The sequence below is a fragment of the Streptosporangium sp. NPDC049248 genome, assembly GCF_040678965.1.
Lineage (GTDB): Bacteria > Actinomycetota > Actinomycetes > Streptosporangiales > Streptosporangiaceae > Streptosporangium > Streptosporangium fukuiense.
On sequence record NZ_JBFAQY010000001.1, the window covers coordinates 260,847 to 275,318 of the forward strand.

The window sequence follows — 14,472 nt, forward strand, 5'->3', positions numbered from 1 at the left end:
TCTTTCCGTTCTCCGAGAGTCTTTCGAGAGGAACATCGTGGTGCGGCTGAGGCTGGATCTCGCCTATGACGGTACCGATTTCTCCGGCTGGGCCAAGCAGCCGGGACGGCGCACGGTCCAGGGGGAGATCGAGGAGGCGCTCGGTAGGATCCTCCGGCTCCCCGAGCCTCCGGCGCTGACCGTGGCGGGGCGGACCGACGCGGGTGTGCACGCCCGCGGCCAGGTGGCCCATGTCGACCTGGACGCCGACGCGCTCGGCGCGCTGGACAGCCGCAACCGCCGCGTGGTGCCCGCGCGGGAGCCCGGATCGGTGGAGGAGCTCGACGAGAGGCTCGCTGCCACGCGCAGGAGGCTGGCCGGAGTTCTCCCCCCGGATGTACGGGTACATCGCGTCACGGTGGCTCCTGAAGGCTTTGACGCGAGGTTCTCGGCGCTGTCAAGGCGGTACGCCTACCGGATCTCCGACGCCCCCGGCGGGGTCGACCCGCTCCGTCGCCGCGAGATCGTCTGGTACAACCGGCCCCTGGACGTGGACAGGCTCAACGCGGCCGCCGCGGGTCTCCTCGGTGAGCACGACTTCGCCGCGTTCTGCAAGAGGCGTGAGGGCGCGACCACGATCCGGCGGCTGCAGCGGCTCGACTGGGTCCGCGAGGACGGGCTCATCGTGGCGACGGTCGTGGCCGACGCCTTCTGCCACTCCATGGTCCGGGCGCTCGTCGGGTCGCTGTTGCCCGTCGGTGAGGGCAGGCTCGCGGTCGGGTGGCCGGAAGGAGTGCTGTCGCGGGCCGTACGGGACTCGGGGGTGCACGTCGCGCCCGCGCACGGGCTCTGCCTTGAGGAGGTGCGCTACCCCGGCGTCGAGGAGCTCGCCAGGCGGGCCGCGGAGACCCGCCGGGTGCGGACGCTCAGTTCGTGACGCGGCGTTCCACGACCTTCGCGGTCTGGTCGCGGAAGGCACCGCTGATCTTGCCCAGAGCCTTCTCCTTGGCCGTCGGTGTGTGGCCGTCGCTGTAGGTGGCGTAGCTGAACACGATGTAGCGGCCCCACACCATCCCGGCCGCGTAGCCGCCCGCGATGTGCACCCGCTCACCTCCGGTGCCGGCGGCCGAGGGCAGGCCGCGGAACCAGAGGTTGCGCTCCAGGTCCTTGGCCCGGTCGGCGGCGACCGCGGACTCGCGGGTGGGAAGCACGGCGATCCCGGTGGTCACGGCGTACCTGCGCTTGCTGTCCACATACGTGGCCCGCAGCACCCGGCGGCATTCCTGGCTGCGCAGGGTGCCGGCGAACTTGCCGGTCGCGGCCTTCTGGCACTGCTCGGTGAGGTTGGTCTTGACCCGGGTGAACGTCGTCCCCGCCACGGACACCTTCTTGACGAAGGCGTCGGCCACGCTCATCTTGCCCGGGTCGGTCTTCTCGGAGTTGAGCATCGTGGTGTTGATCGGCTCGGGCTCACTGGTGATGTCCAGTTTGTCGGTGGGGTCGATCTTTCCCGGACCGAGGATCGGATCCGCCGCGTTCGCCGCCTGCTTGGCGTTGAACGACTGGTAGGCGAAGAAGGCCCCGATGCCGATGCCGACCACCACGACCGCGACCACGGCCGCGAGCAGTGTCGTGCCGGCCCTGCCGCGGGTAGGCGGCGGGGGGGCGGGCGGCGGCTCGGGGGTGAACGCGGAGAGCGGGGTGAACGGCCCGCGCGTCGCCGCCGGGTCGCTCGGGGATGCCGGCGGCTCGCTCGCGGATGAGGACGTCACCGGCGGGGGAGGGAAGGCGGGGAGCGGGAACGACGGGGTGACCGCCGGGACGCCGCTGGGCGGGGTCACCTGCTCCGCGGGGGTGAAGAGCGGCGCGGGCGGGCCGGAGGCGGCCGGCTGGGGAGGTGTCCGGACGGGAGCGGTCTGCTCGGTGTCCGGCAGGGGCGCCTGCGAGATCGGCTCCGGCTCGATCGCCACGGGGTGCGCGACGGGGTGCGTGACGGGTGCGGGCATGGGGGGCCGAGCCGCCGGTACGGGCCGGTCGTTGTCCCCCAGGACGTCCTGGGGGTCGTTCCGGGGACCGGTCTGGGAGGGGATGGGAGCCTGGGGCGGCGGGTCCTGGTGGGGTGAGGCGGCGCGGACGTCGACCCTCTTCTCGCTCTCGCCACCCTCCTGGAAGACCGCGTCCGGCGGCCAGACGGCGACGTCGCCGGGCTCTCCCGGGCGGGCGACGGTCTCCTCCTGGTCGGTCCACACCGGCTCGCCGGTCGCGGCGGGCCAGGGAGCCTCCTGCCCGGACGAGGGCCAGACCTGCATGCCCGCGGCGGCGGCGGTGAAGGCCGGAGGCGGGTGCCAGGGCGGTGCTCCCGGCACGATGGGCGCGGTGGACAGTGGTGGGCCGTCCTCCGGCTGGGCGTACCAGTCGTAGGGAGCTCCGTCGTCACCGGGGACCGTCCACGGCTGAGCCGCACCCGGATCCGCCTCCGGCCACGGAGAAGGACTGCCGGGCTGCTCATCACCTGAGAGATCGGTCCGCGGCACGTGCGGCGAGGGCTGGCCGAAACTCGGCGGCGGCGTCGCCGGTGTCGCCGAACCCTCGGCTTCATGTCGGTGCTCGGACCCGGATTCCTGGCCACGCATACGCGGCAGCCTAGCGACAGAAGAGAGATCGTCATGCGGGTATGGCCGTATCGTCTGCCGGATTCATGCCTGAAAGCGGCAGTATGGCCCCATGATCAGGGCCGTTTGCCGGTCAACGAACGCGACTCCAGCGCGGGGGTGACGGTCGCGTCCGCCGCTCCGAAGGCCGCCTGGTTCAGTTGCTTGACCTCGTTCTTCTTCGGCAGGTGCCCGTCTTTGTACTGGAACCAGACCATTACCGCGTAGTGCCCATGGCGCCACTCGCCGACGAAAGCCTCGCCGGTTCCGAGAAGTTTGGTGACCTTATCCTTACCTGGAAGCGGTTTGATGTACTCTTCCCGCTCCTTGCCCGAACTGGCCGAGACGACCTTGGCGGCCCCCGCGGACGTCTTGAGGTTGGCGACTCCCACGGTTCCGATGATCTTTCCGGAGGCGTCGCGGAAGCTGGCACGCAGGAGCTGGGTGCACTTGGCGGCGGTGAGGGCCTTCTGGAGCCCGGCTCCCACCACGGCCTCGCCGCACTTCTTGTCCGTCCTGCGGGTGGTCATCAGGTAGCTCTTCCCGCCGATCCGTACCTTCCTGTGCTTGAACACCTCGTTCAGAGTGAGGGCGTACGGGTCGGTGGCGCGGGAGGAGGCGAGGCCGAACTTGCCGTTCGCGATGTTGGCGGGTGGCACGAGGGGGGCCTTGGCCGAGGGGGACGCCGCCCCGGGCACCGGGGCGGGGTCGGAGTTGGCCAGCATGGCCAGGCCGACGCCCCCGGCGATCAGCGCGACGAGCGCGCCGAGCGCGATGAAGATCGGGCGACGCGAGCGGGGGCCGTCGTCGTACGGACTCCACATCTCCTGCCGTGGTCGCTCCTGCGGAGGGGAGGCCTGGGCGGGCGGCGCCTGCGGCGCCCGTGGGGGCTCGGCGGCACGGTTGTGCGGCGAGGCGTCGAACCAGTGCTGGTCCTGTGCGGGCGGCGATGCGTCAGGCCGGTTGTAAGGCTGGCGGCGCGGCGGCTCCACGGGAAAACCCATGCGCCGAGCGTAGCCCGGTATCAGGGCCGGTTGGCTCAGGAGTATCCGAAGTCCTGGGTCCACCACGGCCCGTCGGGCCCCTGGACGGCTCCGACGCCGGTGGCGGTGAGCTCGCAGTTGAGGATGTTGCGCCGGTGGCCGCTGGTCTCCATCCAGTTCCGCACCGCCTCGTCGGGAGAGGTGTAGCCGCGCCCGATGTTCTCCGCGCCGCCGTCGCGGTAGCCGGTGGCGTCCATTCGCTCCCACGGCGACGTGCCGTCGGGCGAGGTGTGGGAGAGGCTGCCGGCGGACGCCATCCCGGCCGAGTGCCTCCTGGCGGACAGGACCAGCCTCCGGTCGATACGGAGCGGCCCGCACCCGGCCCGCCTGCGCTCGATGTTGATGAGCCTGACGACCTCGCGTTCCATCGCGCCGAGGGCGGAGGTGGTGGCGTCGTCACCGTTGCCGTTGAGCAGGTAGCGAGAGGGGCCGTCGTCGCCGGATTCGCCCAGCTTCGTGTCGGTGCCGTGGGTGGGGCGCAGACGCCGGTCCGCCGGGACGGTCGGGAGGGCGGAGGGACGGGCGACCCGGGTGAGTGGAGCCCGCTCCACCTGCCCCGCCAGGGCGCCGTTGCTGGGTGTGGGTCTGATCGACCCGGGGTTGTTCAGGTAGATCTGCTCGGCGGCCTCCTCGTCACGGCTGCCCCGGCCGATGATGAAGCCGACCAGCAGGACCGTCATCAGGCACACGAACACCCCCATACGACGCAGGCGCGCTCGCTGGGTATGCCCGGGGTGAGGAAGCTGCCACATACCGCTATCAAAGATAGAGATGTTTGCGGTGAGGAAAAAGAGAAAGGTGAGAACGTGTTGGAACCGTCACGGATCCACGCTCCTCGCGCGGCCCCGGTGCCGGGCTTCCCCGTACCCCGGCCCTACCTGCCCGGCCGCTGCCGATCGCGCGTCGGCGCGTGGCGGTTCCCGGGCACTGCCGGGTCCCAGGTAGAATGCCAGGGGCACCGCCGGAGAGTCATGTCTTTTTGACTCGTGCTCATCCGCGCCGGTACTCTGCTAGTTCGTTGTGTGCGAATTGGTCTCCTCTGCAGACCGATACGCGGCGCGTCCGGCGTCATCTCCTCTGTTCTGGAGACGGAAGGTCCGGGCTGTCGTGTGCCCGCACCTACCGACCCATGTTGCTGTCATCTCCGACAGCGCCGAAGACGCGACCAAAGAAGGCATACGACCGTGCGCACGTACACACCCAAGCCTGCCGAAGTCGAGCGTCAGTGGCACATCATCGACGCCACCGACATCGTGCTTGGCCGGCTGGCCAGCCACGTCGCGATCCTGCTTCGCGGTAAGCACAAGCCGACCTTCGCCAACCACGTCGACACCGGTGACTTCGTCATCGTCATCAACGCCGACAAGATCGCGCTGACCGGCAACAAGCTTGAGCAGAAGAAGGCTTACCGCCACTCGGGCTACCCGGGCGGTCTGCGTTCCATGACCTACGGCGAGCTCATGGACAAGCGTCCTGACCGCGCCGTCGAGAAGGCCGTGAAGGGCATGCTGCCCAAGAACGCTCTCGGCCGGAAGATGATCAAGAAGCTCAAGGTCTACTCCGGTTCCGAGCACCCGCACCAGGCGCAGCAGCCGGTGCCCTTCGAGCTCACCCAGATCGCCCAGTAGTCGCTAGCTGCTTGTCGCCAGCAGCGTTGGCCGACGGCCGACGCCGAGTAGGAAAGTTAGAGGAGAACCGTGGCTGAGCCCACCGGTGTCGAGACGCCCATCGAGGGCGATCAGGAAGCGTACTCCGCGGAGGAGTTCCCCTCCGAGTACACCTCCGAGTCCACTGTCAGCGGCGACGTCGCCGTCCGTAAGCCCATCACCACCGGCAACTCGTACGGCACTGGGCGCCGCAAGGAGTCCGTCGCCCGCGTGCGCATCGTGCCGGGCACCGGCAAGTGGACGATCAACGGTCGTACGCTTGAGAACTATTTCCCGAACAAGGTCCACCAGCAGATCGTCAACGAGCCCTTCGTGGTTCTTGGCGCCGAGGACCAGTTCGACGTCATCGCCCGCATCAACGGTGGCGGCGTCACCGGCCAGGCCGGTGCCCTGCGCATGGGTCTCTCCCGCGCGCTGACCGCCCTGGACGTCGAGGTCAACCGCCCGCCGCTGAAGAAGGCAGGCTTCCTGACCCGTGACGCCCGCGCCACCGAGCGCAAGAAGTACGGTCTCAAGAAGGCCCGCAAGGCTCCGCAGTACAGCAAGCGTTAAGTTGGGGCGCCTTTTCGGCACCGACGGGGTACGTGGGGTCGCGGGACGCGACCTCACGGCCGAGCTCGCCATGGACCTGTCCGTGGCCGCGGCTCATGTCCTCGGCGATGCCGGGGCGTTCAGCGCCAGCGTGGGGCGGCGAGGCCGCCCCGTCGCCGTCGTGGGCCGGGACCCCCGGGCTTCAGGAGAATTCCTGGAGGCCGCGGTGGTCGCCGGCCTTGCGTCGTCTGGCGTGGACGTTCTCCGGCTCGGCGTGCTGCCCACCCCGGCGGTCGCTTACCTGACCACGGCTCTCAGAGCCGACATGGGCGTGATGATCTCCGCCTCCCACAACCCCGCCCCGGACAACGGGATCAAGTTCCTCGCCCGTGGCGGCTACAAGCTGCCGGACGCGGTGGAGATCGAGATCGAGCAGCGGCTCGGCGAGAAGTGGGAGCGCCCTGTCGGTGCCTCGGTCGGCCGCGTGCGCGAGGCGTACGGCGAGGCCGACCGTTACGTGTCCCACGTGCTGTCCACGGTGGACTGCCGTCTCGACGGCCTCAACGTGGTCCTCGACTGCGCCCACGGCGCCGCCCACATGGTGGCTCCCGAGGCGCTGCTGCGGGCCGGGGCCACGGTGGAGACGATCGGGGCGCGCCCCGACGGCCTCAACATCAACGCCGGGGTCGGCTCCACCCACCTGGAGAAGCTCCAGCAGATCGTCGTCTCCCGCGACGCGGATGTGGGCATCGCCTACGACGGCGACGCGGACCGTTGCCTGGCCGTCTCGCACACCGGCGAGATCGTCGACGGTGACCAGATCATGGCGGTGCTGGCCATGGCCATGCATGCCGAGGGGAAGCTGGTCGGCGACACCGTGGTGGCCACGGTCATGTCCAACCTGGGTTTCAAGCTCGCGCTCAAGAGCGCGGGGATCGACGTGGTGGAGACCGCCGTGGGCGACCGCTACGTCCTGGAGGCGATGAGGGCGGGCGGTTACAACCTGGGTGGCGAGCAGTCCGGCCATGTCCTCATGCTCGACCACGCCACCACCGGGGACGGCCTGCTGACCTCACTGCACCTGCTGGCGGTCATGGCGCGGGCGAAGAAGCCGCTGGCGGAGCTGGCCTCGGTGATGACCCGCCTGCCGCAGGTCCTGGTCAACGTGAAAGACGTCGACCGGGCCAAGGCCTCGGCTCCGGAGCTGGAGACCGCGGTCGCCGCCGCGGAGTCGGAGCTGGGGGAGACCGGCCGGGTGCTGATCCGGCCGAGCGGCACCGAGCCGATGATCCGCGTCATGGTCGAGGCCGCCTCGGCGGAGCAGGCCGAGCAACTGGCGGGCCGGCTGGCCGAGGTCGTCCGTACGGCCTGCGTCTGAATCACCTGAATCACCTGAATCACCAGAGCACGGCCCGCACTCCGAGTGCGGGCCGTGCTCTGACGTTTCCCGGCCCTCAGCGCTGCGACGATGAGCGATCGCGCATGTGACGTCCTTTCCACCCCTCTTGTCCGGCGCCACGCCACACTTCGCATTGATTGACACTCTAAGTAGTTGATCAGACACTTTCAGTGTTTGTGGAGGGATTCCCCTTCCCGGCACGGTTCATCGTGTCGAACGGCTCCGAGCCCGGCGGTCGGCTGATCGCCTCAATGGCCACGATGCCCGTACGGCGGAAGACCGCCGGCATCACGATCGATCGAAGGGGTGTCGCGCCGTGTCCTTGTTTCTCGCTGTTCCCGGCGCCGCCCCCATGACCGGCCCCGCGATCCGCTTCGCGGATCTCCGGTGGTCACGATGAACGGCATCCCGTGCCCGGCGAGGGGAGCGGGCCGATCCACGGTCATGGCGAAGGGCGTGCTGCCGCGATGCGGGCGGACCCTCTCCGGACTTCTCGTGCTGAGCATGGCCGCCGGTGCGCTGAGCGCCCCGGCCACCACGGCCGCGTCGGCGGCCGGCACCGTCGTGTTCAACCAGCCCTTCCACAACAACACGGCCAACGGCACCGGTGCCGTGGTGCTGCCCTCGCTGCCGAGCGGGTCGAGCGGGTCGAACTACGCCTGCCTGACCGCCTCCGGCAACAGCGGCACCGGCGTCCTGCAGAGCTGCAGCGGGAACACCGACAGTCAGGGCTCGGGCAAACTGCGCCTGACGAACGCGACGACCACCAAGACGGGTGGTCTCTTCGGCGCGGTCAGCGTGCCCGCCTCGCAGGGGCTCGACGTGACGTTCAACACCTACCAGTACGGCGGGGGCGGGGCCGACGGCATCACCTTCGTGCTGGCGGCGGTCGACCCGGCGAACCCGAAGTCGCCGGCCAACATCGGTCAGTCGGGCGGCGCTCTCGGCTACTCCGGGACCGGCTCCATCGTCGGCCTGGCGTACGGGTATCTCGGCATCGGCCTCGACGTGTACGGAAATTTCAGCAGCAGCACCTACCAGGGAAGCGGCTGCGCGAACCTGCCGGGCACGGGGGTTCGGGTGCCCGGCCAGGTCGTCATCCGCGGACCGGGCAACGGCACCGTCGGATACTGCGCGCTCAACACCACGGCCGCCTCGACGAGTGCCACCCCGCTGGCGCTGCGGGCGACCAGCCGTACCGCCGTTCCTGTGCAGATCGGTATCAACCCCACCGCGGTGTCGTTGACCACCGCCGCCGGACTGGTGGTCCCGCCCAGCAGTTACGTGGTGGTGGTCACCCTGGTGGGCGGTACGAACAAGACCCTGACCGGCAGTCTTCCGACGGTGCCCACCGGCCTGTATCCGGCGGGCTGGCTGAACGCCAACGGGACTCCCCGGCAACTGGCCTTCGGCTGGGTGGCCTCCACCGGAAGCGTGACCGACTTCCACGAGGTCGACGCGGCCACGGTGACCACGGTCAGCTCGGTCCCCCAGCTGACCGTCGCGCAGACCGGCTACAGCGCCACGACGCCGGCGCCGGGCACCCCCGTGACCTACAGTGTCGTCTCCGGCGTCAGCGCGGACGGCATCGCGGAATCCTCGCCGATCTCGATGACCCAGACCATGCCGGCCGGGGTGGTGCCCACCGGTGCCTACGGAACGGGATGGGTCTGCGCGGCGCCGGTCGGGCAGTCCGTCACCTGCACCAACGGCAACGTCCCGTTCGCGGCCGGAGCGACGTTACCGCCGATCACGGTGACGGGCGTCGTCACCGGGACCGGTGTCACCCAGGCCCTGATCCAGACCGCGACCGTGGTCACCGCCTCGTCGATCGACGCCAACCCCGCCTACTCGACGACGACGACCCAGGGAACGCCGCCGTCGGCGCCCAGCGGCGTCAGCCTGAGTTCGACGACGGGCTCGATCTCCGGCGGCTCCTCGAACATCGTGAGCGGGACGAACATCTCCAACGCGACGGCCATCATGATCGGCACCACCGCCGAGCAGGCGGCCGGCACCGCCGTCGTCCTGCTGCCCTGCGCCTCGGGGGCCACCACCGGGTGTTTCACCGCCAATGCCAACGGCACGTTGACCATTCCCGCCATGCCGGCCCGAGCCGCCAGCGCGTCGGTGTCGGTCACCGTGGTCACCCTGGGACTCGCCGCGTCCGCCACCTACGTCTACGCCGCCTCCCCGGCCGCGCCCGCCGCCCCCACCGCCACGGCGGGGGTGAGCAGCGCCACGGTGACCTGGACGGCGCCGAACAACAACGGCGGCGCCATCACCGGTTACCTGGTGACCCCGTACAAGAACGGGGTGGCCCAGACCCCGGTGGCCTATGACGCCTCGACCACCACCCGGACGCTGAGCGGGCTGACCACCGCTGTGCCGTACACCTTCACGGTGACCGCCACGAACGCCTTCGGCACCGGGACGGCCAGTCCGGCGTCCGGCGCGGTCACCCCGTACGCCGTTCCCGGCAGGCCGGCCATCACCTCGGCCACCGCCGGAACCTCCTCGGTGAGCCTCACCTGGACGGCGCCGGCGACGAACGGCAGTGACATCACCGGCTACCTCGTCACGCCCTACATCGGTGGCGTCGCGCAGCCGTCCCAGACGTTCAACGGCAATGCGACCACCCAGGCCGTCACCGGTCTGACACCGGGGACCTCGTACCGGTTCACCGTAGCGGCGGTGAACGCGGCGGGCTCCGGCACGCCGTCCGACTCGTCGGCCACCGTCGTCCCCAACTCCGCTCCCGCGTTCACCTTCGCCGCGCCGCCTGCCGGCGAGGTGAACGTCTCCTACAGTGTCCCGCTGACCGTGAGCGGGGGTACCGCGCCGTACGCCTGGTCGGTCAGCGCGGGCGGCCTGCCGCCCGGTCTCACCCTGAACGCCTCCACCGGCGTGCTGTCGGGCACCCCGACGGCGGGAGGCGCCTACTCCTTCTCCGTCAAAACGCTCGACGCCCTGAACCAGGGCGACACCAGGACGGTGAGCCTGACGATCGCGGCGCTGCCGGCGTTCACCTTCCCAGCGCCACCGGCAGGGCAGGTCGGAGTCTCCTACAGCCTCCCGCTCACCGTCAGCGGAGGGGTCACGCCCTACACCTGGTCGGTCAGCGCGGGCAGCCTGCCCCCTGGGCTCACCCTGAACGCCTCCACCGGCGTGCTGTCGGGCACCCCGACCACGACGGGCAGCTCCCCCGTCACCTTCCGGGTGGTCGACGCCGCCGGCCTGGCCGCCACCCAGTCCGCGACGCTGGTCATGGTGGCCGGGCCGCTGGTCATGGTCAAGACGGCCAATGCCTCCTCGGTGGTGCCCGGTGACACGCTCACCTACACGATCACCGTGAACAACACCGGGTCGAGCGCCTTCAACGGGGCGACACTGACCGACCCGCTGGCGGGTGTTCTCGACGACGCGACCTACAACGGTGACGCGTCCGCGAACATCGGCTCGGTCTCGGTGACCGGTCAGAGCCTGACCTGGACCGGCAACGTGCCGGCCGGGGCGACGGTGACCATCGGCTACTCGGTCACCGTGAGCAACCCGGGCACCGGTAACAAGGTGCTGGCCAACGCGGTGACCTCGTCGACCGTCGGCAGCACCTGCCCGAGTGGTGGTGGCGACCCCCGGTGCTCCGCCACCGTCACCGTGTCCGGCCTGTCCATCGCCAAGGTCGCCAGCGTCGCGACGACGACCCCCGGCGGGACGATCGGCTACACCGTCACGGTGACGAACAACGGTCAGACCCCGTACACCGGCGCGACGTTCGTCGACTCGATGGCCGGCCTGCTCGACGACGCCGTCTACAACGCGGACGCGACCGCCTCCGGTGGCAGCGTGTCGTACACCGGCCCCAACCTGACCTGGACCGGGAACCTCGCTCCCGGCGCGAGCGCGAACATCACCTACTCGGCCACGGTGCGAAACCCCGACGGCGGGGACCGGACCGTATCCAACACGATCACCTCCGGTACCCCCGGCAGCACCTGCCCGGCCGGCAACCGCGCCGCGCCGTGCACCGCCACCGTCACGGTCCTGGTTCCGGGCCTCACGATCAGCAGCGGCGCGGACGTGGCCACCACCACGCCGGGCTCGGTCGTGAACTACACGTTGACGGCCGCCAATACCGGGCAGACCCCGTACGCCGGGACCGGTTTCACCGCCTCCCTGGCGGGTGTGCTGGACGACGCGACGGTCAACGGCAGCCTCTCCGCGACGTCGGGCACCGTCGTCGACAATCTGGACGGCACCTTCACCTGGACGGGCAATCTGGCCATCGGCGCGAGCGTCACCATCACGGGCTCGGTCACCGTGAACGATCCCGACACCGGCGACAGGCTTCTGCGGACCGCCGTCACCTCCGCCGCGCCGGGTAACAACTGCCCGGCCGGCAACCAGGCCCCCGGGTGCTTCAGCACCGTCACGGTCCTGATCCCCGGCCTGACGATCGTCAAGTCGGCCGGCACGTCGATTACGACTCCCGGCTCGGTCGTGAACTACACGGTCGCGGTCACCAACACCGGGCAGACCGCCTACACCGGCGCGACGTTCGCCGACGCGCTGGGCGGGGTGCTCGACGACGCGACCTACAACGCGGACGCCGCCGCGACCAGCGGCTCGGTCGGCTTCGCCGGCTCCGCGCTGACCTGGACCGGCAACCTGGCGGTCGGCGCGAGCGCCACGATCACCTACTCGGTCACCGTCGACGACCCCGACACCGGGAACAGGACGCTGACCGGCACCCTCACCTCGGCCACCGCCGGTAGCAACTGCCCCGCGGGCGGCGGTGACCCCCGGTGCGCCGGCAGCGTGACGGTTCTCGTCCCGCGGCTGACGATCAACACCGGGGCGGGCGTGGCCACGACGACCCCGGGAGGCGTCGTGAACTACACCACCACGCTGGCCAACACCGGGCAGACCCCGTACACGGGCATCAGCGCCGTGTTCGACGTCTCGGCCGCGTTCGACGACGTGACCTACGGCGGCGACCTCACGGCCAGTTCCGGCAGCGTCGGCATCTCCCCTGGAGGGTCGATCACATGGTCCGGGGACATCGCGATCGGTGCGACGGTCACCATCACCGGCTCGGTCACGGTGAACGATCCCGACACCGGCGACAGGATCCTGAGAGGCGCCGTCACGTCCGCCGCTCCCGGCAGCACCTGCCCGGTCGTCGGCGCGTCGGCGCCCGGGTGCTTCACCCTGGTCACCGTCCTGGTCCCGGCGTTGACGATCACGAACACCGCTGACACCCGGACGACCACGCCGGGCGGCACGGTCACCTATACGACGACGGTGACCAACACCGGGCAGACCCCCTACAGCGGTGCCCAGGTCACCGGCCAACTGGCCCAGGTGTTCAACGACGCCGTCTACAACGGCGACGCGACCGCGACGACCGGCACCGTGGCCTTCGCCGGGTCCGACCTGACCTGGACCGGTGACCTGGCGATCGGGGCGAGCGCGACCGTCACCTACTCGGTCACCGTGCGAAACCCCGACCGCGGCGACAAGGTGATGACCAACACCGCGGTGTCGTCCGCCCCGGGCAGCACCTGCCCGGCGGGGAGCGCCGGCACGGGGTGCGTCTCGGTGGTGACGGTCCTGGTGCCGAGGCTGACCATCGCGGTGAGCACGGACACCGGTACGACGACGCCAGGGGCCACCGTCGGCTACACGGTCACCGTCACCAACTCCGGGGAGACCCCGTACACCGGGGCCGCCGTCACCGACCTGCTGACCGGGGTGCTGGACGACGCGACCTACAACGCGGACGCCGGTGCCACGACGGGTACGGTCACCCTCGCCGGGTCCGACCTGGGCTGGACCGGTGACCTGGCGGTCGGCACGAGTGCCACGATCACCTACTCGGTCACCGTGAACGATCCCGGCACCGGAGACGCTGTGCTCTCCAGCACCGCCGTCTCGCCCACCACGGGGAGCAACTGCCCGACAGGGGGCACCGATTCGCGCTGCACCGTCGTGGTGGCGGTGGCGCGGCTGGTCATCTCGCAGGGTTACGTCGGGAGCAGTGCCACACCGGGTTCGACGATCCGGCTCAACGCCACCTTCACCAACACCGGGAAGGTCCCCTACACGGGGATCAGCGTCTCCAGTCCGACCACCGGCACCGTCGACGACGCCGTCCCCAACGGTGACCAGACCGCGAGCTCCGGGACGCTGGTCCTCGGCGCCACGGCCATCACCTGGACCGGCAACATTCCCGTCGGGGGCACCGTCACGGTCACCGGCACCGTCATCTCCGCCGCCGCCGGAACGACATGTCCCGCGGTGGGAGGCGATCCTCGCTGCACCACGACCGTCGCGGTCCTGACTCCCGGTCTCACCATCACCAAGACCGCTGACAACAGCGGTGCCGTGGCGGTGAAGGCCACCGTCCAGTACACGATCACGGTCACGAACACCGGTGAGACCCCGTACGCCGCTGCCGTGGTCACCGACTCGCTGGCCGGGGTGCTCGACGACGCCGTCTACAACAACGACGCGAGCGCCTCCAGCGGCACCGTCAGCTATGCCGGCGGGGTCCTCGGCTGGACCGGGGCGCTGCCGATGGAGGCGAGCGCGGTCATCACCTTCACCGTCGTCACCGATGAGGAGGTCACGGGTGACGGAACCCTCGACAACCGGGTCACCTCGGCGACGACGGGTGGCAACTGCCCGGTCGGGGGCACCGACCCGCGGTGCTCGGTCGTGATCACCCTGATCCCCACCAGCATCACCCTCACCGACCTGACCGGCAGTTTCGTCTTGGCAGGCACTCCGGATTCGACGGTCAGGAGCAACGGAGCCGTGACCATGACCGTCATCACGAACAGCTTCGACGGCTACAGCGTCACCGTGCAGGCGGATTCGGCCGAGCTCACCTCGGACCGGCCCGGCAACGACGCCACCATCCCGATCGGGAACCTGCGCGTGCGCGAGAGCGGCACGTCGGCCTTCCAGGACGTCTCGGCCACCACCCCGGTGCTCGTCCACCGGCAGGACGGCCCGTCCGCTCCCGGCGGGGACGCCATCGGCAATGACTTCGAGGGTTACATCCCCTTTGTTCCGGTCGGCGGCTATTCGGCGACGCTCACCTATGTCGCGACGGCCAGTTGACGCGCAGACGCCCCGCCGGGAACCCGGCGGGGCGCACCAGGCATCCCTCACCCGACACCCGAACAATGTGAAGG

The 14,472-nt window shown here is 70.2% G+C and carries 8 protein-coding genes; 5 read left to right on the forward strand and 3 right to left on the reverse strand.

Annotated features, from left to right (window positions below; all coding sequences use genetic code 11):
- Window positions 1–37: 37 nt before the first annotated feature.
- Complete coding sequence (gene truA / locus AB0K21_RS01310) at window positions 38–916, forward strand: tRNA pseudouridine(38-40) synthase TruA (RefSeq protein WP_343968300.1); 879 nt, start codon at window positions 38–40, stop codon at window positions 914–916.
- Here the strand turns inward: truA and AB0K21_RS01315 are convergent.
- From AB0K21_RS01315 to AB0K21_RS01325, 3 genes are all read right to left on the reverse strand, one after another.
- On the reverse strand, window positions 906–2,612 hold the full coding sequence (locus AB0K21_RS01315) for a hypothetical protein (protein WP_364146927.1): 1,707 nt from the start codon (window positions 2,610–2,612) through the stop codon (window positions 906–908). The two genes, truA and AB0K21_RS01315, sit on opposite strands and share 11 nt — an antisense overlap.
- A gap of 95 nt (window positions 2,613–2,707) precedes the next feature.
- A complete protein-coding gene (locus AB0K21_RS01320) occupies window positions 2,708–3,634 on the reverse strand; it encodes a hypothetical protein (protein ID WP_343968296.1) in 927 nt (308 codons plus the stop codon).
- A gap of 35 nt (window positions 3,635–3,669) precedes the next feature.
- A complete protein-coding gene (locus AB0K21_RS01325; protein WP_343968294.1) occupies window positions 3,670–4,374 on the reverse strand; it encodes a CAP domain-containing protein in 705 nt (234 codons plus the stop codon).
- Between the two features lie 483 nt (window positions 4,375–4,857).
- Here AB0K21_RS01325 and rplM point away from each other — a divergent pair, with 483 nt between their 5' ends.
- The 4 genes from rplM (at window position 4,858) to AB0K21_RS01345 (ending at window position 14,398) form a co-directional block, all read left to right on the forward strand.
- Window positions 4,858–5,301 carry a 50S ribosomal protein L13 gene (rplM, locus tag AB0K21_RS01330; protein WP_343968292.1) on the forward strand — a complete coding sequence of 148 codons (444 nt, stop codon included), beginning with the start codon at window positions 4,858–4,860 and terminating at the stop codon, window positions 5,299–5,301.
- 69 nt (window positions 5,302–5,370) lie between these two features.
- A complete protein-coding gene (gene rpsI, locus AB0K21_RS01335; protein ID WP_030912863.1) occupies window positions 5,371–5,892 on the forward strand; it encodes a 30S ribosomal protein S9 in 522 nt (173 codons plus the stop codon).
- Window position 5,893: 1 nt separating this feature from the next.
- Window positions 5,894–7,249 (forward strand): phosphoglucosamine mutase, encoded by a 1,356-nt coding sequence (gene glmM, locus AB0K21_RS01340; protein ID WP_343968289.1) that lies wholly within the window; start codon window positions 5,894–5,896, stop codon window positions 7,247–7,249.
- Window positions 7,250–7,666: 417 nt separating this feature from the next.
- Window positions 7,667–14,398 (forward strand): fibronectin type III domain-containing protein, encoded by a 6,732-nt coding sequence (locus tag AB0K21_RS01345; RefSeq protein WP_364146931.1) that lies wholly within the window; start codon window positions 7,667–7,669, stop codon window positions 14,396–14,398.
- Window positions 14,399–14,472: the final 74 nt, after the last annotated feature.